At 69.2% G+C, this 24,622-nt stretch carries 20 protein-coding genes, 1 tRNA gene and 1 pseudogene; 6 read left to right on the plus strand and 16 right to left on the minus strand.

Going from position 1 to position 24,622, the window contains the following annotated elements:
• From ACFPZ3_RS68515 to ACFPZ3_RS68560, 10 genes and pseudogenes are all read right to left on the minus strand, one after another.
• A pseudogene (locus ACFPZ3_RS68515) lies at window positions 1–327 on the minus strand (ribulokinase); the annotation flags it as partial.
• Window positions 328–360: 33 nt separating this feature from the next.
• Window positions 361–1,377, minus strand: coding sequence for a LacI family DNA-binding transcriptional regulator (locus ACFPZ3_RS68520; RefSeq protein ID WP_379525060.1), 1,017 nt, complete (start codon window positions 1,375–1,377; stop codon window positions 361–363).
• Between the two features lie 47 nt (window positions 1,378–1,424).
• Window positions 1,425–2,684 (minus strand): multiple monosaccharide ABC transporter permease, encoded by a 1,260-nt coding sequence (gene mmsB, locus ACFPZ3_RS68525; RefSeq protein WP_379525061.1) that lies wholly within the window; start codon window positions 2,682–2,684, stop codon window positions 1,425–1,427.
• Between the two features lie 5 nt (window positions 2,685–2,689).
• Window positions 2,690–4,219, minus strand: a complete 1,530-nt coding sequence (gene mmsA / locus ACFPZ3_RS68530) for a multiple monosaccharide ABC transporter ATP-binding protein (protein WP_379525062.1) — start codon at window positions 4,217–4,219, stop codon at window positions 2,690–2,692.
• A gap of 54 nt (window positions 4,220–4,273) precedes the next feature.
• Window positions 4,274–5,383: a multiple monosaccharide ABC transporter substrate-binding protein gene (chvE, locus tag ACFPZ3_RS68535; protein WP_379525063.1), complete on the minus strand. Its 1,110-nt coding sequence runs from the start codon at window positions 5,381–5,383 to the stop codon at window positions 4,274–4,276.
• Window positions 5,384–5,577: 194 nt separating this feature from the next.
• The gene (gene yjfF, locus ACFPZ3_RS68540; RefSeq protein ID WP_379525064.1) at window positions 5,578–6,561 is read right to left on the minus strand and encodes a galactofuranose ABC transporter, permease protein YjfF; all 984 of its coding nucleotides are present in this window, start codon (window positions 6,559–6,561) and stop codon (window positions 5,578–5,580) included.
• Window positions 6,558–7,571 carry an ABC transporter permease gene (locus ACFPZ3_RS68545; RefSeq protein ID WP_379525065.1) on the minus strand — a complete coding sequence of 338 codons (1,014 nt, stop codon included), beginning with the start codon at window positions 7,569–7,571 and terminating at the stop codon, window positions 6,558–6,560. Before ACFPZ3_RS68545 ends, yjfF begins: the two co-directional genes overlap by 4 nt.
• A complete protein-coding gene (locus tag ACFPZ3_RS68550) occupies window positions 7,571–9,082 on the minus strand; it encodes a sugar ABC transporter ATP-binding protein (RefSeq protein ID WP_379525066.1) in 1,512 nt (503 codons plus the stop codon). Before ACFPZ3_RS68550 ends, ACFPZ3_RS68545 begins: the two co-directional genes overlap by 1 nt.
• Window positions 9,083–9,228: 146 nt before the next feature.
• Complete coding sequence (locus ACFPZ3_RS68555; RefSeq protein WP_379525067.1) at window positions 9,229–10,215, minus strand: ABC transporter substrate-binding protein; 987 nt, start codon at window positions 10,213–10,215, stop codon at window positions 9,229–9,231.
• Window positions 10,216–10,290: 75 nt separating this feature from the next.
• Entirely contained in the window at window positions 10,291–11,271 is a 981-nt protein-coding gene (locus ACFPZ3_RS68560) for a LacI family DNA-binding transcriptional regulator (RefSeq protein ID WP_379525144.1), read from the minus strand.
• A 240-nt stretch (window positions 11,272–11,511) separates the two neighbouring features.
• On the opposite strand from ACFPZ3_RS68560, the gene ACFPZ3_RS68565 reads away from it, so the two are divergent.
• Window positions 11,512–14,907, plus strand: coding sequence for an alpha-L-arabinofuranosidase C-terminal domain-containing protein (locus ACFPZ3_RS68565; protein ID WP_379525068.1), 3,396 nt, complete (start codon window positions 11,512–11,514; stop codon window positions 14,905–14,907).
• A 39-nt stretch (window positions 14,908–14,946) separates the two neighbouring features.
• On the opposite strand, the gene ACFPZ3_RS68570 is transcribed toward ACFPZ3_RS68565, so the two are convergent.
• Window positions 14,947–15,690, minus strand: a complete 744-nt coding sequence (locus ACFPZ3_RS68570; RefSeq protein WP_379525069.1) for a metallophosphoesterase — start codon at window positions 15,688–15,690, stop codon at window positions 14,947–14,949.
• 110 nt (window positions 15,691–15,800) lie between these two features.
• On the opposite strand from ACFPZ3_RS68570, the gene ACFPZ3_RS68575 reads away from it, so the two are divergent.
• Both ACFPZ3_RS68575 and ACFPZ3_RS68580 read left to right on the plus strand, forming a co-directional pair.
• Entirely contained in the window at window positions 15,801–16,004 is a 204-nt protein-coding gene (locus tag ACFPZ3_RS68575) for a DUF4236 domain-containing protein (protein ID WP_379525070.1), read from the plus strand.
• A 113-nt stretch (window positions 16,005–16,117) separates the two neighbouring features.
• Window positions 16,118–17,596: a pyridoxal-dependent decarboxylase gene (locus tag ACFPZ3_RS68580; RefSeq protein WP_379525071.1), complete on the plus strand. Its 1,479-nt coding sequence runs from the start codon at window positions 16,118–16,120 to the stop codon at window positions 17,594–17,596.
• On the opposite strand, the gene ACFPZ3_RS68585 is transcribed toward ACFPZ3_RS68580, so the two are convergent.
• Window positions 17,587–18,525, minus strand: coding sequence for a helix-turn-helix transcriptional regulator (locus tag ACFPZ3_RS68585; protein WP_379525072.1), 939 nt, complete (start codon window positions 18,523–18,525; stop codon window positions 17,587–17,589). The two genes, ACFPZ3_RS68580 and ACFPZ3_RS68585, sit on opposite strands and share 10 nt — an antisense overlap.
• A 68-nt stretch (window positions 18,526–18,593) precedes the next feature.
• Here ACFPZ3_RS68585 and ACFPZ3_RS68590 point away from each other — a divergent pair, with 68 nt between their 5' ends.
• Window positions 18,594–19,115, plus strand: a complete 522-nt coding sequence (locus ACFPZ3_RS68590; RefSeq protein WP_379525073.1) for a nucleoside-triphosphatase — start codon at window positions 18,594–18,596, stop codon at window positions 19,113–19,115.
• A 152-nt stretch (window positions 19,116–19,267) separates the two neighbouring features.
• Window positions 19,268–20,539 (plus strand): TetR/AcrR family transcriptional regulator, encoded by a 1,272-nt coding sequence (locus tag ACFPZ3_RS68595; protein ID WP_379525074.1) that lies wholly within the window; start codon window positions 19,268–19,270, stop codon window positions 20,537–20,539.
• Window positions 20,540–20,582: 43 nt separating this feature from the next.
• On the opposite strand, the gene ACFPZ3_RS68600 is transcribed toward ACFPZ3_RS68595, so the two are convergent.
• Window positions 20,583–20,655: transfer RNA gene (locus ACFPZ3_RS68600), tRNA-Ala, on the minus strand.
• Between the two features lie 74 nt (window positions 20,656–20,729).
• Here ACFPZ3_RS68600 and sigJ point away from each other — a divergent pair.
• Window positions 20,730–21,731: an RNA polymerase sigma factor SigJ gene (gene sigJ / locus ACFPZ3_RS68605; protein WP_379525075.1), complete on the plus strand. Its 1,002-nt coding sequence runs from the start codon at window positions 20,730–20,732 to the stop codon at window positions 21,729–21,731.
• 1 nt (window position 21,732) lies between these two features.
• Here the strand turns inward: sigJ and ACFPZ3_RS68610 are convergent, their stop codons facing one another.
• From ACFPZ3_RS68610 to ACFPZ3_RS68620, 3 genes are all read right to left on the minus strand, one after another.
• Window positions 21,733–22,575: an alanyl-tRNA editing protein gene (locus tag ACFPZ3_RS68610; protein WP_379525076.1), complete on the minus strand. Its 843-nt coding sequence runs from the start codon at window positions 22,573–22,575 to the stop codon at window positions 21,733–21,735.
• A complete protein-coding gene (locus ACFPZ3_RS68615) occupies window positions 22,572–23,795 on the minus strand; it encodes a CynX/NimT family MFS transporter (protein ID WP_379525077.1) in 1,224 nt (407 codons plus the stop codon). Before ACFPZ3_RS68615 ends, ACFPZ3_RS68610 begins: the two co-directional genes overlap by 4 nt.
• A 128-nt stretch (window positions 23,796–23,923) precedes the next feature.
• Entirely contained in the window at window positions 23,924–24,595 is a 672-nt protein-coding gene (locus ACFPZ3_RS68620; RefSeq protein WP_379525078.1) for an SRPBCC family protein, read from the minus strand.
• Between the last annotated feature and the right edge of the window lie 27 nt (window positions 24,596–24,622).

The raw sequence follows: 24,622 nt of genomic DNA on the forward strand, positions 1-24,622 counted from the left end.
CAGCGGGGTGCCGTCGGCCGTGGTGGGCAGCACGGTGCAGGCGGTGAAGTCGGTGCCGATGCCGACGACCTCCTCGGGCCGCACACCTGCCGCCGCGACCGCCTGGGGCACCGCGATCTTGAGCACGTCGATCCAGTCCTGCGGCGACTGCAGCGCCCAGTCAGGACCGAGGCGCACGTCCGTGCCAGGCAGGGTGGCCTCGATCACGCGGTGGGCGTACTCGTGGACGGCGCTGCCCAGCTCGGCGCCGTCACTCACGCGTACGACGACGGCACGCCCTGAGAGCGTGCCGAAGTCCACTCCTACTACGTATTTGTTAGCGTTCACATTGAACTCCAGGGGTTTCCGGGGGCATGCCCATCATCTACCGACGGGAGCCGTGCTGGACCTCACGACGAAGCTCGGCCGTACGACCAGGCGCTCGAACGCGGTGGGCCCCACATCGATCTGCCGCAGCAGCACCTCGATGCAGTGCCGGCCCACCACGTCGAAGTCCTGCCTGACCGTGGTGAGCGGGGGCGAGAAGAACTCCGACTCGGGGATGTCGTCGAAACCGACCACGCTGATCCGGCCGGGAACCGGCACCCCCTTCTCCGACAGGGCGCGCAGCACGCCGAGCGCCATCTGGTCGTTGGCCGCGAAGACGGCCGTGACCTCCTCCATCGCGGCCAGGCTCTTGCCCGCCTCGTAACCGGCGCGCGGGCTCCAGTCGCCCGCCAGCGGCTCCGGCACCGGGCGGCCCGCCTCCTCCAGCGCGGTCCGCCAGCCCTCCAGCCGGCCCTCGGTCTCCAGCCAGTCGTGCGGTCCGCTGACGTGCCAGACGGTCTCGTGGCCCTGGTCGAGCAAGTGCCGCGTGGCCAGCTTGGCGCCCTCCATCTGGTCGATGCACACCACCGACACGTCGGCCGCGTGCGTGCCCTCGACCGCCACGGCCGGCAGGCCGGCGGGCAGGTTCTCCAGGGCACGCCCGGCCGAGCGCTGCGGCGCTACCACGATGACGCCGTCCACACCCTGCTCGGCGAGGTAGTCGATGGCGTCGCTCACGCTGGTCGCGTCGATCGACTTCAGGCTGACGATGCTGACGAAGTAGCCCGCGGTCCTGGCCGCCTGCTCGATGCCGTAGATGGTGCTGGCGGGGCCGTACAGCGTGGTGTCGAAGGACACCACGCCGAGAGTCCTCGAACGCTTGGTGACCAGGGCCCGCGCGACCAGGTTGCGCCGGTAGCCCAGCCGGGAGATCGCCTCCTCCACGCGGGCCCGGGTGTCGGCCCGGACGTTCGGATGGTGGTTGAGCACCCGGGAGACCGTCTGATGCGACACGCCCGCCTCCTTGGCCACGTCGGCCATGACCGGCAAGCGGCGCTTGGGGGTCGTCACGGTCTCTCCTTTCGCTGTGCCCATTCGCCGGGCTTCGTGGATCCTACTCAGCGGGCGGCGCCGGCCCTGCGCTTCGTCCAGACGTCGAACGCGACCGCCGCCAGGAGCACCGCGCCCTTGACGAGCATGACCCGCTCGCTGGGCGAGCCGATCAGGGACATGCCGTTGTTGATGACCGCCATGATCAGACCGCCGGTGATGGCGCCGACGACCTTGCCCACACCGCCCTGCACGGCCGCGCCGCCGATGAAGGCCGCCGCGATGGCGTCCAGCTCGAAGCTGTTACCCGCGGTCGGGCCCGCCTGGTTGAGCCGGCCGGCGAAGATGATGCCGGCGATGGCCGACAACACGCCCATGTTCACAAAGATCCAGAACACGACGGACTTGACCTTGACGCCGGACATGACCGCCGCCTGGAGGTTGCCGCCGATGGCGTAGATCTGCCGGCCGAAGACCGTGCGGTTGGCCATCAGCGAGTACGCCAGCACGAGGATCGCCAGCAGCACCAGCACCCACGGCAGGTTCTTGAACCGGGCGAGCTGCACGACCAGGAAGAGGATCAGCGCGGCCCCGGCCACCATCTTCAGCGCGAACAGCCCCATCGGCTCGACCGCCTGGCCGTAGCCCTTGCGGGCACCCCTGGTGCGCCACTGGGCCGTGACCATGCCGACGACCGCGACGACGCCGATCAGCAGGCTGAACAGGTCGGCGCCGCCGAGCGGGCCGAGGCCGATGTTGCCGAGGTAGGTGTCGGTGAAACCGTTGGCCAGCGTGCGGACCTGGTCGGGGAACGGTCCGATGCCCTGGTTGCCCAGGACGGTGAGGGTCAGCGCCCGGAACAACAACATGCCGGCCAGCGTCACGATGAAGGCCGGGATGCCGAAGTAGGCGATCCAGTAGCCCTGCCAGGCCCCGATCAGCGCTCCGGCCACCAGCGTGGCGAGCAGGGCCAGCGGCCACGGCCATCCCATGTTCACCATGAGCACCGCGGACAGCGCTCCCGTGACCGCCACCACCGAGCCGACCGACAGGTCGATGTGCCCGGCGATGATGATCAGGATCATCCCGATCGCGAGGATCAGGACGTAGGAGTTCTGGACGATGATGTTCGAGATGTTCTGCGGCGTGAGCAGCGCACCGTCGGTCAGGACCGAGAAAAGCACGATGATCAGTGCGAAGGCGATGTAGATTCCGCTGGATCGCAGGTTGAGCGAGATGCCGCCGAGCGACACCCGGCCCGGCTGCCGCGGCCCTCCCCCATCGCCCTTGGCGCCGACCTGCACGTCGGCGGGCGTGATACTGCTCATCCGAGCTACTCCTGTCCCTTGGTCATGAGATACATGAGGCTTTCCTGGGTGGCCTCCTGGCGTGGAACCTCGCCGGTGATGCGTCCTTCGGAGAGTGTGTAGATGCGGTCGCACAGGCCGAGCAGCTCAGGCAGCTCAGAGGAGATCACCAGCACGGCCTTGCCCTCGTCGGCCAGGCGGTTGATGATCGTGTAGATCTCGTACTTGGCTCCGACGTCGATGCCCCGGGTCGGCTCGTCGAGGATGAGCACGTCGGGCTGGGTCAGGATCCACTTGGAGAGCACGACCTTCTGCTGGTTGCCGCCGCTCAGCTGGCCGACGACGCTGTTGACGCTGGGCGCCTTGATGTTCATGCTCTTGTGGAACTCTTCGGCGACCCGATACTCCTCGTTCTCGTTCACCAGGCCGCGCTTGGCCAGGCTGGGGAGCCAGGCCGCGCTGATGTTGCGCTTGACGTCCTCGATGAGGTTGAGCCCGTAGCGCTTGCGGTCCTCGGTGGCGTAGGCGATGCCGTGCCGGATCGCGTCCTGCACGTTGCGGATCTCGACCGGCTTGCCGTCCTTGAAGACCTTGCCGGAGATGTGCACGCCGTACGTACGCCCGAACACGCTCATCGCCAGCTCGGTGCGCCCGGCGCCCATCAGCCCCGCGAGGCCGACGATCTCGCCGCGCCGCAGCGTGAGCGCGGCCCCGTCGACCACCTTCCGGTCGGGCTGGCTGGGACTGTAGACCGTCCAGTCCTCGATCCGCAGCGCCTCCTCGCCGATCGTCGGCTCGTGGGGCGGGAAGCGGTTGTCGAGGGCGCGGCCGACCATGCCGGAGATGACGCGGTCCTCCGTCACGTGGTCGGCGGCCATGTCCAGGGTCTCGATCGTCCTGCCGTCACGGATGATCGTGACGGAGTCGGCGATCGCGATCACCTCGTTGAGCTTGTGCGAGATGATCACGCAGGTGATGCCCTCGTCCCGCAGCTCGCGCAGCAGGTCGAGCAGGTGCGCGGAGTCGTCGTCGTTGAGCGCCGCGGTGGGCTCGTCGAGGATGAGGAGCTTGACCTCCTTCGACAGCGCCTTGGCGATCTCGACGAGCTGCTGCTTGCCCACGCCGATGTCGGAGATGGGGGTCGTCGGGTTCTCGCGCAGGCCCACCCGCTTCATCAGCGCGGCGGCCTCGAAGTTGGTGCGGTTCCAGTCGATGAATCCGCGATTGGCGCGCTCGTTGCCGAGGAAGATGTTCTCCGCGATCGACAACTGGGGGCTGAGCGCCAGCTCCTGGTGGATGATGACGATGCCGGCGTGCTCGCTGTCACGGATGCCGCCGAACTCGCCGCGGTTGCCCTCGAAGAAGATCTCGCCCTCGTAGTCGCCGTGCGGGTAGACCCCGGACAGCACCTTCATCAGCGTCGACTTGCCGGCGCCGTTCTCGCCGCAGATGGCGTGGATCTCACCGCGTCGGACCGACAGATTGACGTCCTGCAGCGCTTTCACGCCGGGGAACGTCTTGGTGATCCCGCTCATCCGCAAGATGTGCTCGGTCATATTTCCCCTCGCTCAGGGAAAGCCCCGGGGAACACGTCCCCGGGGCTGAGGCCCTTACTTGAGCTGGTCCTCGGTGTAGTAGTTGCCGCCGATGATGACTTCCTTGTAGTTGCTCTTGTCCACGATCACCGGGTCGAGCAGGTACGAGGGCACGACCTTGTTGCCGTTGTCGTAGTCCTTGGTGTTGTTCACCTCGGGCTTGGCACCCTTGAGCACGGCGTCGGCCATCTTCACCGTCTGCTCGGCGAGGTTGCGGGTGTCCTTGAAGATGGTGGAGTACTGCTCGTCGGCGATGATCGACTTGACCGACTGGAGCTCGGCGTCCTGCCCGGTCACGATCGGGTACGGCTTGCCGTAGCCGGAGCTCTTCAGCGCCGACAGGATGCCGATGGACAGGCCGTCGTACGGGGACAGCACGCCGTCGACCTTGGTGCTACCCGTGTAGGACTTCGTGATGATGTCCTCCATGCGCTTCTGCGCCGTGGCGGGGTCCCACCGCAGGATGGCGGCCTGCTTGAAGTCGGTCTGGCCGCTCGCGATCTTCAGGGTGCCGTCGTCGATCTTCGGCTTGAGGACCGACATGGCGCCGTTCCAGAAGAAGGTGGCGTTGTTGTCGTCGGGCGAGCCGCCGAACAGCTCGACGTTGAACGGGCCCTTCTTGCCGTCTTCGACACCCAGGCCCTTGAGCAGCGAGGTCGCCTGCTGCACGCCGACCTTGGCGTTGTCGAAGGTGGCGTAGTAGTCCACGTTCGGGCTGTTGCGGATCAGCCGGTCGTAGGCGATGACCGGGATCTTGGCGTCGGCGGCCTGCTGAAGCTGGGAGGTGATCGCCGTGCCGTCGATCGAGGCGATGATCAGGAGCTTGGCGCCCTTGGTGATCTGGTTCTCGATCTGGTTGGCCTGCGTCGGGATGTCGTTCTCGGCGTACTGGAGGTCGACCTTGTAACCGAGCTTCTCGAGCTGCTGCTTGACGTTGTCGCCGTCGTGGATCCAGCGCTCGGAGGACTTGGTGGGCATCGTGACGCCGATTAGGGCGCCCGCGTTACCGGCGGCGGCCGTGGAGGAGGCCTCGGCGTCGACGGTTTTCGTGCTCGAACCACATGCCGTCATGGTCGCGGCGAGCGCGAGTGCGGACACCACGCCCCCGATTCGTCCCAACCTCATGTGCATCCCTTTCCATGGGGGTCGCGGCAGCGCTGGACGCGTGCGGCTGCCGGTATAGCGGGGGTATTCGATCACAGAACGTGACGAATCAGAACAAAGTTCGCGTTCACTTCCGCCGATTGTTATCGCTAACAAAGTCTATGTCAACGGCGCGACATAACCTGACGGAAACTTTCGGGTAACTTTCCCGCAGGTCAGCGACGCGAGCGCGCGGAGAACAGCCGTTGTAGCAGGATGAAGACGAAGAGCAACATTCCGATGAAGATCTTGGTCCACCAAGACGAGAACGTCCCTTCGAAGCTGATGATCGTCTGGATCAGGCCGAGCACGAGCACGCCGAGCACGGTGCCCAGCAGGAAGCCGCTACCGCCGGTGAGCAGAGTGCCACCGATGACCACCGCCGCGATCGCGTCCAGCTCCATTCCCGCCGCGTGCAGCCCGTAGCCGGACAACATGTAGAACGACAGCAGAACACCGCCCAGCGCCGAGCAGAACCCGCTGACCGTGTAAACAGTGATCTTGGTCCGGCCCACGGGCAGCCCCATGAGCAACGCCGACTGCTCGCTGCCGCCGGCGGCGTAGACGGAGCGGCCGAAGCGCGTGTAGTGCAGCACGTACGCCGCCACCCCCACGACCACCAGCGAGATGATCACACTCGGCGAGATCCACATGTCGGCGAACAGGTCGACCCTGGTCTGCGCGAACGCCGTGAACGTCGGGTCATCGATCGGGATCGACTCGGTGCCGATCGTGTAACACAACCCCCGCGCCAGGAACATCCCGGCCAGGGTCACGATGAACGGCTGGATGTCGAAGGCGTGCACGATGTACCCCATCACCAGCCCCAGCCCGGACCCGATGAGCAACACCAGCGGAACCACCAGGTACGGCGGCCACCCCGGCCCCTCCATGAGGCTGGCCGAGATCATCGTGGACAACGCCACCACCGACCCCACCGACAGGTCGATGCCCCCGGTGAGGATCACGAACGTCATCCCCACCGCCACCACCAGCAGGAACGCGTTGTCGATGAAGACGTTGAGTATCACCTGCCCGCTGGCGAACCCCTCGTAGCGGAACCCGCCCACCACGAACATCGCGAGGAACAGACAGGCGGTCACCAGGACCGGCAGGTACTTGGCGGGAACGGACGCCCGCCCGACGGTCAGCGTGGTCATGTGGTAACCCGCACCTTCTCCTCGGAGGCGGGGACGGGCGGAGCCGTGCGGCCTCTGCGGCGGAACGCCTTCGCGCGGAAGGACGGGGACTGGATGAGGCAGACCGCCGTCACGACCAGGGCCTTGAACAGCAGCGTGGTCTCCGGCGGCACGCCGATCGAGTAGATCGTGGTCGTCAGGGTCTGGATGATGAGCGCGCCCAGCACGGTGCCGCCGAGCGAGAACCGCCCGCCGGACAACGACGTGCCGCCGATCACCACGGCCAGGATCGCGTCCAGCTCGATCCACAGGCCCGCGTTGTTGCCGTCGGCGCTGGAGACGTTCGAGCTGACCATCAGCCCGGCCACGCCCGCGCACAGGGCGGCGAACGCGTACACCATGATGATGATCCCGCGCGACCTGATGCCCGCCAGCCTGCTGGCCTCGGCGTTGCCGCCGACGGACTCGATCAGCATGCCCAGCGCCAGCCGCCTGGTCAGGAACGCGGTGATCGCCAGCACCCCGAGCACGATGAGGATGCCGAACGGCACGGTCAGCCAGTAGCCGCCGCCGATCACCTTGTACGCCGGGCTGTTGACGGTGATGATCTGCCCGTCGGTGATGAGCTGGGCCAGGCCGCGCCCCGCCACCATGAGGATGAGCGTGGCGATGATCGGCTGGATCCCGATCCCGGCGACCAGGAACCCGTTCCACGCCCCGAGCACCAGGCTCAGCCCGAGCGCCAGCGCCACGGCGGTGAACAGGCTGGAGTCCTCGCTGATCTGCAGGCAGGCCAGCGCGCCCGAGATCGCCACCACCGAGCCCACCGACAGGTCGATGCCGCCGGTGGCGATGACCAGCGTCATGCCGAGCGAGACCAGGATCAGCGGGGCGCCGAAGCGCAGGATGTCGATCAGGCTCCCGTACAGGTGGCCGTCCCTGACCTGGATCGAGAAGAAGCCGGGCGTGAACACGTTCACCGCCAGCAGCAGGGCCAGCACCACCAGCGGCCACAGCAGGCGTCTCATCATCAAGCTCGCCCTCCGCTCGCGATGGTCTCCATCAGGACGTCAGTCGTCAACCGCTCGTCGTTGGGCAGCTCGGCCACCAGCCGCCGGTCGCGCAGCACCTCGACCTTGTGGCTGAGCCGCAGCACCTCCTCCAGCTCGGCGGAGATGAACAGCACGGCCACGCCGCCGTCAGACAGCTCCGTGACCAGCCGCTGGATCTCGGTCTTCGCCCCGACGTCGATGCCCCGGGTGGGCTCGTCCAGGATGAGCAGCCGGGGCTCCAGGATCAGCCACCTGGCCAGCACGACCTTCTGCTGGTTGCCGCCGCTGAGGTTGCGTACCAGGTGCTCGGGGTTGGGCGGGTTGATCTTCAGGGCCTTGATGTACCTCCCGACCAGCTCATCCTGCTGCTCGCGCGGCACCGGCCTGGTCCAGCCCCTGGTGGCCTGGAGGGCGAGGATGATGTTCTCGCGCATGGTGAGGTCGGGGATGAGACCGTCGGTCTTGCGGTTCTCCGAGCAGAACGCGATCTTCTGGGTCATGGCCGCGCGCGGCGTGCGTAACGAGGACGGGGTGCCGTTCACCACGATCTCGCCCGTTCCCGCGTGGTCGGCGCCGAACAACAACCGGGCGATCTCCGTACGGCCGGAGCCGAGCAGCCCCGCCAGGCCCACGACCTCGCCCTCGTGGATGGTCAGGCTGAACGGCTCGATCGCCCCGGCACGGCCCAGCCCGCGCGCCTCGACCAGCGGGCGGTCGAACACCTTGGCCTCGCCGTGCAGCCGCTCCAGCGCGGCCAGCTCCTGGCCGATCATCTTGGCGACCAGCTCGACCTGCGGAAGCTGTTTCGTCAGGTACTCGCCGACGAGCCGCCCGTTACGAAGGATCGTCATACGATCCGAAATTTCGTAGACCTGGTCGAGAAAGTGGGAGACGAAGAGGATGGCGATGCCCTCCTCCTTCAGCCGCCTCATCACCCTGAAGAGCTGCGCGACCTCGTCCGCGTCCAGGCTGGATGTGGGCTCGTCCAGGATCAGCACCCTGGCGTCGATGTCGATCGCCCGCGCGATGGCCACCATCTGCTGGATGGCCGGCGAGTACGACGACAGCGGCGCCGACACCTCCAGGCTCAGCTCCAGCCGGGCCAGCAGCTCGCCCGCCCTGACCCGCATGCGCTTCCAGTCGATGCGCCCCAGGCGGCGCGGCTCGCGGCCGAGCAGGATGTTCTCGGCCACCGAGAGGTTCGCGCAGAGGTTGACCTCCTGGTAGACCGTGCTGATCCCGGCCTGCTGCGCCTCCAGCGGGCTGCCGAACGCCACGGGCACGCCGCCCAGGTCGACGGTGCCCGCGTCGGCGGGGTGCACGCCGGTGAGCACCTTGATCAGAGTGGACTTGCCCGCACCGTTCTCTCCCATGAGCGCGTGCACCTCGCCGGGCAGCAGCCGCAGGTCCACACCGTCCAGGGCCTTCACCCCCGGGAACTGTTTGCCGATCCCGCTCATCGTCAGGACCGGCGGGGGCGATATGCCCATCTCGCCTCTTCCGTCTTCATGTTTCGTCACTACGCTCCCTCGGCCCCGCCGTCCAGCTCCCATGCCCCCGCGCTCAGGAAGCCGGAGGCACGGGCGGCGCCCGTACCCCCGGAAAGAACCCCAGCCGGCGTGCGGGGGCAGGTGGATCAGTACTGGCGGGAGGACAGGGCCTGCTTGGCCTGCTCCTGGGTGAACGTGGTCTCCTCGGTCACCACGCGGGTGGGCACCTGCTCACCCTTGAGAACCTTCTTGGCCAGGTCCATGAGCTGCGGGCCGAGCAGCGGAGAGCACTCGACGATGAAGTTGATCTTCCCGTCCGCGAGCGCCTGCATGCCGTCCTTCACCGCGTCCACAGTGATGATCTTGATGTCCTTGCCGGGTACCTTGCCCGCGCCCTCGATCGCCTCGATCGCGCCCAGACCCATGTCGTCGTTGTGCGCGTAGAGCACGTCGATGTCCGGGTTGGACTTCAGGAAGGCCTCCATGACCTCCTTGCCCTTGGCCCGGGTGAAGTCACCGGTCTGCGAGGCGATGACCCTGAACTTCGGCTCGCCCTGGATGACCTCCTGGAAGCCGGCCTTGCGGTCGTTGGCCGGCGCGGAACCCGTCGTGCCCTGCAGTTCGACGATGTTCACGGTGTCCTTGGAGTCCTTGTACTCCTCGGTCAGCCACTGACCGGCCTTCTTGCCCTCCTCGATGAAGTCCGAGCCGAGGAAGGTCTTGTAGAGGGAGGTGTCCTTGGAGTCCACGGCGCGGTCGGTCAGGATGACCGGGATCTTCGCGTTCTGGGCTTCCTTGAGCACCGTGTCCCAGCCGGACTCCACCACCGGCGAGAAGGCGATGACGTCCACCTTCTGCTGGATGTAGGAGCGAATGGCCTTGATCTGGTTCTCCTGCTTCTGCTGGGCGTCGGAGAACTTGAGCGTGACACCCGCGTTCTTGGCCGAGTCCTGGACGGACTTGGTGTTCGCGGTCCGCCAGCCGCTCTCCGCGCCCACCTGGGAGAAGCCCATGGTGATCGCATCGCCACCGCCACCCGTACCGGCGCTGGTGGTGCCACCGCCACTGCCACACGAAGCCACCGACATCGCGGTAAGACCGGCGAGCAACAACGCCGAGATCCTCTTTAACACGTGGGGGGTTCCCTTCTCATGTGAGCGCTAACAACCCAGGTCGGCCGCCAGCGCGTCCTGCCTTCCCGTACGGACTCACACCCGGGTCGTGCTGACCCTGGCGACGAACATGGGCGGCACCACGAGCCGTTCGGGCTCCTGGGGACCACCTTCGAGCTGCCGCACGAGCACCTCGATGCTGTGCCTGCCCACCGCGTCGAAGTCCTGCCTGATGGTCGTGAGCGGCGGCGAGAAGAACTCCGACTCGGGGATGTCGTCGAAACCGACCACGCTCACCCGTTCTGGCACTCTCACCCCCTGCTCGGTGAACGCCCGCAGCACGCCCAGCGCCATCTGGTCGTTGGCGACGAAGACCGCGGTCACGTTCGTCATGCTCGCCAGGCTGCGCCCCGCCTCGTATCCCGAGCGCGGGCTCCAGTCCCCGGCGAGCGGTCGCGGGGCCTCGCGGCCCGCCTGCTCAAGCGCGGCCCGCCAGCCGGCCACGCGCCCTTCGGCCTCCAGCCAGTCGGAGGGGCCGCTGACGTGCCACACCGTCTCGTGGCCCAGCGACAGCAGATGCTCGGTGGCGAGCCTGCCTCCCTCGACCTGGTCCACGCTGACCACGGACACCTCTCCCGCCTCCCCGCCTTCGACGGCGACGGTGGGGACCCCGAGCGGGAGGTCGGCCAGGGCCTGGGCGGCCGAGCGTTGCGGCGCGACCACCACGATGCCGTCCACAGCCTGGTCGGCCAGGTAGTCGAGGGCGTCGCGGACGCCGGCCCTGTCGATCGACTTCAGGCTGACGATGCTGACGAAGTAGCCGGCCGCCCTGGCCGCCTGCTCGATGCCGTAGACGGTGCTGGCCGGGCCGTACAGCGTGGTGTCGAAGCTGACCACTCCGAGTGTTCTGGAGTGCTTGGTGACCAGGGCGCGGGCGACGAGGTTGCGGCGGTAGCCGAGCTTGTCGATCGCTTCGAGCACCCGCGTACGGGTCTCGCCGCGCACGTTCGGGTGGTCGTTGAGCACACGGGAGACCGTCTGGTGCGACACGCCCGCCTCCTTGGCCACATCGGCCATGACCGGCGGTCGGCGCCCCAGGGTGGATCTCACGCCCGTGCTCCCTTCCTGGCTTGGCCCCGACTGTGAACGCTAACAACCCGTCTCGTCAAGGGTCCGCGAGATTACGGTCGGATTACACGAGTTCACCCGGCCGGGCCCTTGACGGGCTGCGTGAGCGGTCCTTAACTGGTCGCGAATCGCCGTTGTTAACGCTCACTTCATTGTTAACGCTAACAGCCCTTGAGGAGCCCCCCGCTCATGCTGCGAATCGCCTTATCCGCCCTGCTCCTAGCGGGTTTGATCGTCGCTCCCCCGGCCGTCGCCGCGGTGGCGGAGCCGATCCCCGAAGGCGCCGTCGTGGACCAGTTCGACGGCACCACGCTCGGCGAGGACTGGGCGGTGTTGTCGCCGGACGACTCCCGCTGGAGCCTGTCGGGCAGCGCCCTGCACCTGGACACGCTGGCCGGTGACACCCACCAGGCCACCAACAACGCCAGGAACCTCTTCCTCGTGGACGTCCCCGATGGCGACTTCGAGGTGGTGGCCAGGCTCAGCGCGCCGGTGACGCTGGACTACCAGAGCGCGGGCCTGCTGGCCTGGCAGGACTGGGACAACTACGTACGCGCCGGGCTGGCCCACGTGGGGTTCGCCGGCGGACCGGTGATCGAGACGGCCACCGAGGTCGGCGCGGCCTTCACCTCGAACTTCGCGGCCAGGCCCGGCTCGGCCGCCGAGATCGTCAAGCTGGCCAGGACCGGCGACGAGTTCGTCTCCTCCTACTGGGACGGCGCCGCCTGGGTCCAGGCGGCGAGGATGACCGCCGCGCTGAAGATCGGGCAGGTCGGCCTGTTCGGGCTCTCGGCGCAGAACGGCACCTCCGTCCGGGCCGACTTCGACTATTTCGCGATCAAGGCGGCCGAGGGCGCGGCCGTGGTGCCGGAGGGGGCGTTCACGTTGCGGGCGGCGGCGCTGCCGTACCTGTCGGCCGACCGCTCTGGCACGGTGCGCGCCTCGGCGAAGGCCCCGATGACGGGCCTCGCCGTCGCGGCGGAGCCCAGCGGCGACGGGGTCAAGCTCAAGGACGTGGCGAGCGGCAGGTACCTGGAGGCGGCGGCCAAGGTCCGGCTGAGCACGAACGCCTCGGTCTTCCGGCTCATGGACGCCGGCGGCGGCAAGGTCACCGTCTCCTCGGGCGACCGGAACCTCTCGATCAGCGACGGGACGCTGGTCATGGGCACCGACACGACGAAGTTCACGGTCGAGGGCTACACCTCGGGCAAGCTCGCCGTGGACACCGGGGCCAAGGGCACCAAGGTCAGCCCCGACCTGTACGGCGTCTTCTACGAGGACATCAACCACGCCGCCGACGGCGGCCTCTACGCCGAACTGGTGCAGAACCGCTCGTTCGAGTTCAACGCGACCGACGAGCGCTCCTACACGGGCCTGACCGCGTGGTCGAAGACCGAGCGCGGCGCCACCGCCACCCTCGCGGTCACCGGTGAGGACCCGCTGAACGCGGGCAACCGCAACCACCTGCGGCTCGACGTGACGGGCGACGGCACGGCGGGGGTGAGCAACGCCGGGTTCAACCGCGGGCTGCCGCTCAAGGCGGGCAGACGGTACGACCTGTCGTTGTGGGCCAGGCGCTCGGAGGCGGGCCCGCTGACGGTCACCGCGGAGGACGGCAGGAGCGTCATTGGCAAGGCGACGCTGCAGGTCAAGGCGGGTGGCTGGGCCAAGTACAAGGCGTCGTTCACCTCCTCGGCCACCACCGACGCCGGACGCCTGATCGTCCAGGCCCCGGCCGGGCGGACCGACCTGGACATGGTCTCGCTGTTCCCCCGGGACACCTTCAAGGGGCACGGCATGCGGACGGACCTGGCCGAGCTGATCGCCGGCCTGGAGCCGCGGTTCCTGCGTTTCCCCGGCGGTTGCGTGACGAACGTGGGCACCTACGACCCGTACAGCGTGAACCAGGACCGGCGCCGCATCTACCAGTGGAAGGAGACGATCGGCCCGGTCGAGGAGCGGCCGACGAACTTCAACTTCTGGGGCTACAACCAGAGCTACGGCATCGGTTACTACGAGTACTTCCAGTTCGCCGAGGACATCGGGGCCGAGGCGCTGCCGGTGTTGTCGGTGGGCGTGAACGGCTGCGGCGAGAACCGGCCGCTGACCGACGAGGCCAAGCTGGCCCAGTGGGTGCGGGACACCCTTGACCTGATCGAGTTCGCCAACGGCCCGGTCACCTCCGCCTGGGGGAAGAAGCGGGCGCGGATGGGGCATCCGAAGCCGTTCGGGCTGGAGTACATCGGGCTCGGGAACGAGGAGATCTACGAGGAGTTCTTCGCCAACTATCCGAAGTTCGCGGACGCGATCAGGGCGAAATATCCCACTATCAAGATCCTCAGTAATTCGGGGCAGACGTCGCAGGGCGGCTGGTTCGACCGGATGTGGCAGTTCGCCCGCGACCAGAAGGCCGACCTGGTCGACGAGCACTACTACAACAACCCCGACTGGTTCCTGGCCAACAACCACCGCTACGACTCCTACGACCGGAGCGGGCCGAAGGTGTTCGTGGGCGAGTACGCCTCCAGGGGCAACACGTTCTACAACGCGCTGAGCGAGGCGTCGTTCATGACCGGCCTCGAACGCAACTCCGACGTCGTGCGGCTGGCCTCGTACGCGCCGCTGCTGGCCAACGTGGACTACGTGGACTGGACGCCGGACCTGATCTGGTTCGACAACGACCAGGCGTACGGCTCGCCGAGCTACCACGTCCAGCGCCTGTTCTCCACGAACGTGGGCGAGCGCATCGTGCCCAGCACCTTCGAGGGCGAGGCCGAGCCCGTCGAGGACATCAGGGGCGCGGTCGGGCTGGGCGCGTGGAACACCGCCGTCCGCTACGACGACGTCAAGGTCACCGCGGCGGACGGCACCGTGCTGCTGGCGGACGACTTCTCGGCCGGCTCCGGCACGTGGTCGCCCGGCCTGGGCACCTGGGCCGTGCAGGACGGGGGTTACGTGCAGAGCGCGCAGGTCGAGGACGCCAGGTCCACGGCGGGCTCGGCCGGCTGGTCGAACTACACGATGGAGGTGACCGCCAGGAAGACCGCGGGGGCGGAGGGCTTCCTGGTGATGTTCGGGGTGCGTGACACCGGCAACTTCTACTGGTGGAACGTCGGCGGCTGGGGCAACACCCAGTCGGCCATCGAGAAGGCCGTCAACGGCGGCAAGTCCTCGGTCGCCACCTCGGCCACCACCGTCCAGACCGGCCGCGACTACCGTCTCAAGGTCCAGGTCAGCGGGCCTACGATCACGACCTGGCTGGACGGGCAGAAGGTCAACGAGTTCGTGGACAGCGCCAGGATCGAACCGCTGTACCAGGTGGTGTCGAGAGACGGGAAGTCCGTGACGCTCAAGGTCGTCAACGCGCAGGACTCGGCGGTGCGCGGCAGCGTGGACCTGGGTTCCGCGCGGTTCCGGCCGACGGCCATGGTGACCTCGCTGACCGGCTCGCCGTCGGACGTGAACTCGATCTCCGACCCCGCGCGGATCGCGCCGGAGCGGCGGCAGGTGAACGGCTTCTCCTCGGCCTTCGCCTACGACTTCCCGGCGTACTCGGTGACGTTCATCGAGCTCACCGAGCGGTAGACCAGGCTGGGGCGGGCCTCGCCGGAGGCCCGCCCTCCCCTACGGCACGACCCTGAAGTGGGTGGTCATCCGTCCCTCGTCGTCGAGCACGTGGAAGGCGATCAGCGGCGGCTGGTCGTAGTCGACGCTGTCGCCCAACCGCGGGCCACGCTCCCACGGCAGCTTGATCGTGGACACCACGCCCCCACCCACCAGCAGCGGCAGCCCGGCGAACGTGGTGGCGGCGGCCGTGTGCGCGTGCCCCACGAGCACGGCGGGCACGTTCGCGCGCCCGGCGAGCAGCGACTCCAGCCGCTCGGCCCGGCGCAGCCCGATCTCGTCCACCGGACCGTGCAGGACCACCGGCGGGTGGTGGAAGGCCACGAACACCGGCAGGTCCGCGCCGTCCAGCACGCCTTCGAGCCAGTCGAGCGTCTCGTCCTCCAGGTCCCCCGCGGCCTGGCCGGGGATGGACGAGTCGCACATCGCGTAGATCGCCCTGGAGGTGCGCAGGACCTGGTTGACCGGCCCGGCCGTGGCCTCCCAGCCCAGCAGGACCCGCCGGAACTCCTGCCTGACGTCGTGGTTGCCCGGGCCGACCAGCAGGGGGTGGCGGGAGCTGAGCAGCTTGGCGGCCGTCTCGTACTCCTCGGCGAACCCGTGGTCGGCGATGTCGCCGGTGACGAGCACGGCGTCGAAGTCGCCTGGCAGCGCGTCCAGGTAACGCAGGACGGCGTCGGCGCGGGGCACGCTCTCGGGCGTGGCGCCGATGTGGATGTCACTCACGTGAGCGATCACGATCATGGGCACGGTCCTTCCTGTTCTCCAGCCCACCGTAAGCCCGCCCTCGCCCGGGAACCCGGCGGCCCTCCCGTCCGTTCTTCCGGGTGAGCGCACGATGGCGGAGGAGGGACATGGGCTGGCACTACCGAAAGTCGATCAAGGTCGGGCCGTTCCGGATCAACCTGTCACGGCACGGCGTCGGTCACAGCTACGGCAACCGTCGCTTCCATGTCTCGACCACTCACGATGGCCGCCGCCACGTGACCGTGCGCCTGCCCGGCGGATTCCAGCTCGGCAAGACGTTCGGGAGCAGGCGCTACCGGCGGCACTACTGACCCTCGGCGGTCTCACGACCGCTTGAGATAGAACGGGCCGGAGGCGAAAGCCTCCGGCCCGTCCCCTTTCGTTCCCCCGCTCCTGGCTTCAGAGTGGGCGAATGAGCCCTCACATGACCCCTGAGGAGTTCCGCCGCCACGGCAAGCAGGCCATCGACTGGATCGCGGACTACCTCGCCGGCATCGAGTCCTATCCCGTGATGTCACAGGTCAAGCCGGGTGATATCCGGCACGCCCTGCCATCGGAGCCGCCCGAGCACGGGGAGCCGTTCGAGAACGTGCTGTCGGATCTCGGGCGGATCCTGCTGCCCGGCGTCACGCACTGGCAACATCCGGGCTTCTTCGCCTACTTCCCCTCCAACGCCAGCGGCCCGGCCGTCCTGGGCGACCTGCTGTCCAGCGGGCTGGGCGTGCAGGGCATGTTGTGGGTCACCAGCCCGGCGTGCACGGAGCTGGAGACGGTGGTGGTCGACTGGCTGGCCGGGCTGCTCGGCCTGCCTGAGCACTTCCGTACGGACGCGGCGGGCGGCGGCGTCATCCAGGACTCGGCGTCGAGCGCGTGCCTGGTCGCGCTGCTGGCCGCCCTGCATCGCGCCGGAGCCGACGGGATCGATCGCGACTACACCTTGTACGTCTCCTCACAGACCCACTCGTCCCTGGAACGGGCGGCGCGCATCGCGGGCCTCGGCACGGCCGGGGTCCGGGTCGTGGACGTCGATCAGGACACGCTCGCCATGGACCCCGGCCACCTGCGCGCCCTCATGGACCAGGACCGGGCGGCCGGCGCCGTGCCCGCCATGGTGTGCGCCACCGTCGGCACCACCTCCACCACGGCCGTCGACCCGGTGGCCGCGATCGGCGAGGTGTGCGCGGAGCGGGGCGTCTGGTTGCACGTGGACGCCGCCTATGCCGGGGTGGCGGCGATCTGCCCGGAGTTCCGCTGGCTCAACGACGGCGTGAGCGAGTACGCCGACTCCTACGCCACCAACCCCCACAAATGGCTCCTGACCAACTTCGACTGCACCGTCCTGTGGACCGCCGACCGCGCCCCGCTGCTCGCCGCCCTCTCGACCCTGCCCGAATACCTGAGGAACGCCGCCACCACGGCCGGAGCCGTCATCGACTACCGGGACTGGCAGGTGCCGCTGGGCCGGCGGTTCAGGGCGCTGAAGTTGTGGTCGGTGATCCGCTGGTACGGGGCGGAGGGGCTGCGCGCCCACATCCGCAAGGGCGTCACGCTGGCGGCGGAGCTGGCGGGGTGGGTCGCCGCGGATCCCGGGTTCGAGCTGCACGAGCCGCACCCGTTCGGGCTGGTGTGCCTGCGCCCGCTGTGGCCGGGGCTCGCGGAGGAGGAGGCGGACCGGGCGACGACACGGCTGATGGAGCTGCTCAACGCGAGCGGGTCGATGTACCTGACGCACACCAGGATCGCCGGCCGGGTGGTGCTGCGGATGGCCATCGGCGGCGTGGCGACGGAGCGGCGGCACGTGGAGCAGGCGTGGGAGCACATCCGCTGGGAGCACGCGGCCCTGTCCAGGACCCTGCCTCGGACGCTGCCTCAAACGCTGCCTCAGACGCTGCCTCATGAGTAGCGCGCGACGAGCTCGGCCCCGATCCTGGCCAGCTCGGCGCGGACCTCCTCCGGCTCCGCCACCTCCACCCGGGCGCCCCACCCGGCGAGCTGCTCGGCGATCGTCACCGCCATCGGCGCCGCGACCCGCACCCGTGCCCGGCCGTCCGCCATCTCCTCAAGGACCCGGCAGTGACGGCCGAAGTGATCGCGCAGGACGGGAAGGAGCCTGGCGGCGATGAGCACGGTGGCCGAGACCGTCGAGCGCCGCCGCTCCATCTCCTCGACGACGCCCTCCCACGCCTGGGACAGCTCGAAGTCGCCGGGCCGCTCGAACTCCAGCTCCGTCACCACGGCCTCGGCGATCCGGTCCACGCGGAAGGTGCGCTGGCCGCGCTCGGTCCCCGCCAGCAGGTACCAGACGTCGTCCTTGTCCACCAGCCCCCACGGATCGACCAGCCGTTCGGTACGGTCGCGGCGGCTCTCGTACACGAGCCTGACCCTGCGCCGCCGCACGGTGGCGGCCTGCAGGACCCGCACCAGCTCGGGCCGCTCCTTGTCCGGCTCGCCCCAGCGGGACGGATCGACCACCACCGCGTCGGCGGCGGCCTCCGCCTCGGCCCTGAACGTCTGCGGCAGCGCCCGCAGCAGCTTGCGCAGCGCGGACTTGACCTCGGGGGCGGCGGGCGCGGCCGGCCCGGCGAGCAGGAACAACGCCTGTGCCTCGTGCGCGGTGAGCCCGCTGAGGTCGGTCCGCGCGCCGCCCAGCAACTGCCACCCGCCGCCCCGCCCCGCCTGCGGGTAGACGGGGATGCCCGCCGTGGACAGCGCTTCGAGGTCGCGGCGCGCGGTGGCCACGGACACCTCCAGCTCCTCGGCCAGCTCCGCCGCGGTCACCCGGCCGCGCGCCTGCATGAGCAGCAGCGCGGCCACCAGTCGATCGGCTCGCATGACCCCTATTCTTGTGGGCAAACCGCTCGTTCATTGAGCACTTTCGCGGCGTCTGCCATCCTGGAGCGGTGTCCAGGCCGCGTATCCTGCTCACCGCCCCGCCCCGCACGGGCAAGACCACCGTCGTCCGCCGGCTCGCCGGGCTCCTGCGGGAGGCGGACGTGCCGGTGTGCGGTTTCCTCACCGACGAGCTGCGCGAGCACGGCCGGCGCGCCGGGTTCGCCGTGGCGGACCTCGACGGCCGCAAGGCCGTGATGGCGCACCTGTCATGGGTCTCGGGGCCGAAGATCGGCCGGTACGGCGTCAACGTGCCCGCGTTCGAACGCATCGCGCTGCCGGCCATGCAGCGGGCGCTGGACGCGAAGGGCGCGGTGGCGCTCATCGACGAGATCGGGCCGATGGAGCTGCTGTCGCCCGCGTTCCTGCCCCGTTGCCTGGCCCTGTTCACGGCCGGCATCCCAGTCGTGGCCACGATCCACCAGCGCAGCCACCCGGCGCTGAAGGCCCACATCGACGCCGAGCTGATCACCGTGACCCCGCAGAACCGCGACGACCTCCCGCGGTCCCTCAGCCGGCTGCTCACCTCCTGACGGGACGGCTCCTCCCGGCGCTGTACGACGACGCGGGATCATGATCCTTCCGTCGGCTCAGGACTCACGACGGGCCTTCCAGTACGCACAACCCTGACCTCGGCGTCGGAGCCAGGTAAGAACAGCGCCCGGTACGCGGGCATACTGGGACAGTGGAAGCGACATGCTCCGAGGACGTCTCGCCCCCGGCCGAGCACACCCGCCGTAGCGAACTACTCCGCATCGCCGCCGAGGTGTTCTCCCGCGCGGGTTATTCCGGCACGTCGCTGCGTGACATCGCCGACGCGGCCGGGATCCTGGCCGGGAGCCTCTACCACCACTTCCCGTCCAAGGAGTCACTCGCGATCGAGCTGATCTCCGCCTTCCACACGGAGATCGACGCGCTGGCCGATGTGCCGGAGAAGGACGCGGCGCATCCGCTGACCGGCATCGTGGAGTTCGCCGAGCAGGTCGGGCGGATCGCCGAGCGGCACCGGGCGGCGGTCCAGATGTGCCGCTACGACGCGCCGTCGAGCGCGACGGAGGCGCTGAGCACACTGGTCAGGCGGGAGCCGCTGGGCCTCAACAGCCGATGGGCGAAGCTGCTGAACGACGCCCGCGAGTCCGGCGCCATCCGCGCCGAGGTGGACCCGCCGATGTTGCGGACCGTGTTGTCCGGCGCCGTCCTCGACCTGGCGCTGCTGGCCGGCCCCGACCCGACCGTCGGCCTCGTGCGCTCGCTGACCTCGCTGCTGCTGCACGGCCTGGCCACCGACCGGCGGGCGCCCGCCCGGCTCGACGCCTCCGCCGCCTCCCGGATCGCCGCGGACCACGTCACGACATGGTCGGCGCTGGCGGCGGCCACCGGCGAGGGCCGCCGCGACCTGATCCTGGCCACCGCCCGCCAGGAGTTCGCCCGCCGCGGCTACGAGGCCACGACGATCCGCGACATCGCGGCCGCCTCCGGGGTGCGGCCGAGCAGCATCTACCGCCATTTCACCTCCAAGCAGGAGATCCTCACCGGCATCGTGGAGCGGTTCTCCCGCTTCCTGCTGGCCGGTTACGAGGCCGTCGCCGGGGCCCGCAGCACGGCGGCGGAACGCCTCGACGCCCTGTGCCGGTTGATGGCGTCGGCGGGGTCGTTGTTCCAGCCGGAGTTCGTGATCGTCAAGGACTGGTGGCGGGTGCTCAACTCGCCCGCCGACGCGCCGCCCGAGGACAACGCGACCCGGCTGCGCCTGCTGGAGAGCGTGATCTCCGACGGGATCGCGGCCGGGGAGTTCGTCAGGCCGCGGGATCCGGCGCTGCTCGCGGTGGCCATGCGCGCCACGCTCTGGGTGCCGCTCGGCGACTCCGCCTCCGCCCAGCGCCACGTCTTCCTGCGGCAGTGCCTGCTCGACGGCGCCGCCTCCGCTGAGGAGCGCGAGAGCATCCAGTCCCTTTGACGACGAAAACGGCGGTGTCTCCGAGGAAACACCGCCGTGTGTGTGGAGCTATGGGGATTCGAACCCCAGACCTCCTCCATGCCATGGAGGCGCGCTACCAACTGCGCCATAGCCCCTTGCGATCAGTAAGTGTAACGGAATCCGGGAGCCCTCGTGTCACGCCGAAGCCGCCGTGATACGTCTAGGAGTCATGCCGCCTTCAGATTTCGCCGAGCCCGCGAAGCCTCCAGATTTCGCCGAGCCCGCGAAGCCCTCTGATTTCGCCGAGCCCGCGAGGCCGTCAGGCTTCGCGGATTCCGCGAGCACCTTCGAGGAGCACCGGAGTCTGCTGACCGGAGTCGCCTACCGGATCCTGGGCAGCGTCGCCGACGCCGAGGACGTCGTCCAGGAGGCGTGGCTGCGCTGGTCGGGGGTGGACGAGGCGGCCGTCGCGGAGCCGAAGGCGTACCTGGTCAGGGTGGCCTCGCGGCTGGCCATCGACCGGCTGCGGTGGGCGAAGTCGCGGCGGGAGTCGTACGTGGGGCCGTGGTTGCCCGAGCCGATCAGCACCGCTCCCGACGTCGCCGAGCAGGCCGAGCTGGCCGACTCCGTGGAGCTGGCGCTGCTGGTGGTACTGGAGACGTTGTCGCCGCTCGAACGGGCCGTGTTCGTGTTGCGGGAGGCGTTCGACCTGCCGTTCTCCGAGATCGGGGAGATCATCGGGCGGGCCGAGCCGACCACCAGGCAGCTCGCGCGGCGGGCTCGCGACCACGTACGGGACAAGCGCCCGCGCTTCGACGTGGACCTGGACGAGCGCCGGCGCATCACCGGGCGGTTCATGAACGCCTCCGCGGAGGGGGACCTCGACGGGCTGATCGAGCTGTTCTCCGACCAGGTGACGATCGTCAGCGACGGCGGCGGCAAGGCCAGGGCGGCGCTGCGGATCATCACCGGCTCCGACAACGTCGGCCGCTACCTGCTGTCGATCAACACGCCGGGCAACATCGCCCGCTTCATGGCCTCGATCGGCATGGCGGACATTTCCGACCTGTCGTTCGGGATGGCGACGGTGAACAACTCCCCCGCCATGATCATCTCGGCCGGTGGGCGGGTGATCTCGGTCATCTCGCTGCTGGTTCTGGAGGGCAAGATCGAGACGATCTACCTGATGGCCAACCCGGAGAAGATCGCCCACCTCGAACCGGCGCCGTAGCTCACGCCGGCGGGGTCAGGCTGGTGCGCATGGTCAGGGCCGCCTCGTCGAGGGAGAGCGTGACCGTGGCTCCGCCCAGCGCCGCCGTAGCGCCCACGTGGGTGCCGCCGCACGGGATGGACGCCTCCCCCTCCGGCAGCGAGCAGTGCCAGGTCCTGCGCGCCGTCAGCCCGGGCCCCGGCACCTCCAGCCGGACCGGGGCGTCGGCGGCGGCCCACGCCTCCAGCTGGTCGTTCACCTGGCGGGCGACCAGCCGGACGACCGCCACGTCGAGGTCCTCCGTGGCGAAGCCCTTCTTGCGCAACGACTTGCCCAGCCGGTAGACGTCCACGCTGCCGTACGGGCCGATCCGCGAGGAGGTGATCGCCGCCTGGTCGAAGTCGGGACGTCCGAGCGAGTCGGCCCGCGCCTCCTTGCGCCAGCGGCCGGCCAGCGCCGCGTTGAGCGCGAGCGCGGCCAGGTGGCAGGCGGTGTGCCCGGCCGAGAGCGCTGCCCGGAAGTCCGCGTCCACCCACAGGTCGACCTCGGACTCCACGGGCAGCGGCCGCTCGGTGACGTGCACGACCAGCCACCGCCAGCCCTCGGCGCCGCGCCGGACCGGGATGTCGGCGCCGAGGAAGACCTCGCCGGTGTTCGACTGTGCCCCTGTAACGCAGTCGACGACCGGCAGGCCCCCGATCGTGCCGCGGTCGGCGGGCTGGTCGGGCCAGGTGTGGTCGAGGGGATGGAACGGCGTCTCGGCCACGACGAGACCGTGCCGGTCCCCCTCTACCGGCACGGTCCCGACGATCATGGAGCGGCCGCTGGTCAGGCCGCCGGGGAAGGTGACGAGGGTGGAATTCATCCGGTCATTGTGGCAGGGCTCCGCTCGTCCTCCAGGTAGCGGTTGCGGCCGACGTACAGGCCGGTGAAGAGCTGCACGACGAGCATCGCGAAGATCAGCGCGTACGGCAGCGTCCACCCCCCGGTCGCCTCCCGCAACACGCCCACGAGCAGCGGCCCCGCGCCCGCGATGAGGTAGCCGGCGCTCTGCCCGAACGCCGACAGCGCGGCCGTGGTCTCCGGCGTACGGGTGCGCAGCGCCAGCATCATCAGCGCCAGCGGGAACGACCCCATCCCCACGGCCACGAACACCACCCAGACCATCGCCGTGGAAGGCGGCGCGAACCACAACCCGAGGAAGCCGACCACGTAGGACGAGACCAGCCCCACCACGGCCGGACGCTGGTCACGGAAGCGGGAGGCGACCATGGGCACGACGATCGAGACGGGGATGTTCAGCGCGGTGAACACGCCGAGGATGACCCCGGCCTGCGAGGTGCTGTAGCCGCTGTCGGTGAGGATCGTGGCGAGCCAGCCGAACATGATGTAGGCGATCATCGACTGGGTGCCGAAGTAGATCGCGATCATCCACGCCAGCTTGCTCCCGAGCAGCCCCCTGATCCCCTTGTCCTGGCTGCCCGTGTCCCGCTCCGGCTCACTGCGCAGCAGCGCAAGCCACGGAATGGCGGCGACGACGGCCAGCGCCGCCCACACGCCGAGCGCGATGTGCCAGTCCCCCGACGCGCGCTCGATCGGCACGGTCGCGGCGGCGGCCAGCATGGTGCCGACCGCCAGCGCCGTGGTGTAGACGGTGGTCATGACCCCGGTGCGAGCCGGGAAGTGACGCTTGATCAGCGTCGGGATGAGCACGTTGCCGACCGCGCCGCCGGACAGCGCGACCGCGCTGCTCAGCAGGAACACCGGCGCCGAGCCGACCAGCGACCTGACCAGCAGTCCCGCGCTCAGCGTGACGAGGGCGAGCAGCAGCAGCCGGTGCTCGCCGATACGCCTGGCCAGCGTGGGGGTGATGACGCCCACGCTGGCGAAGGCCAGCACGGGTAGCGTGGTCAGCAGGCCGGTGGTGACGCTCGACATGCCGAGGGCGCTGGTGAGCTGGTCGAGCAGCGGACCTACGCTGGTGACGCCCGTACGCAGGTTGAGCGCGGCGAGGATGATTCCCAGCACGAGAAGCCAGGCCAGGGGGGTGGTTCTGCCTCGGGTCTCTTGGGCGAGCACGCTCATGCGGGGAAGGTCCTCCACTCATCAAGTCATGGGACGAATCATCTCCTTAACAGGACCGAAATGTACGTTTATTCCTGGTCATGACAAAACCCCCGGAACAAGGTCCGGGGGTTTTGTGCCGGGCGGGTTCAGAGCACCGGCCGCGGGCCCTCGGGAGGCTCTCGGCCGGGCGGCACCGGCCCCGGAGGAGGCGCGTGGCGGGGCGGCGCCGGCCTCGGAGGAGACTCGCGGCCGGGCGGCACGGGTCCCGGAGGGGGCAGCGCGCCCTCGGGCGGATAGTCGCCGCGCCCCACGGTGCCGGGCGGCATGGGCTGGTCGCTCTCGCCGTAGGAGGAGCCGGGCTGATGCGGCCCCGGCACGTCGCCGCGCCAGCCGCCGCTGTCCCTGCCGCTCGACTCGACGAACGTCTTGAAGCGCTTGACGTCACCGACCACGCGCAGGCGCACGAGCTGCAGCCAGTCGCCGGCCGTCTCGACGAAGCCCTCGGGGTCGTACTCCATCTGGAGCGTCACCCGGGTCGTGTCGTCGTCGATCCGGTGAAAGGTCACCACACCCGCGTGGTGGGGCTTGTCCTCACTGCGCCAGGCGATGCGCTCGTCGGGGTGCTGCTCGGTGATCTCGGCCTCGAACTCGCGCCTGACCCCGGCGATCTCCGCCACCCACGCCGTACGCGTGTCGCCGATCTGTTTGACCGACTCCACGCCGTCCATGAACTCGGGGAAGCTCTCGAACTGTGTCCACTGGTTGTAGGCCACCCTGACGGGGACCGCGACGTCTTCGGAATGTTCGATCGTGCTCATGGGGTCTGCCACTGCCCCCGCACAACG

Source organism: Nonomuraea insulae (assembly GCF_042656245.1).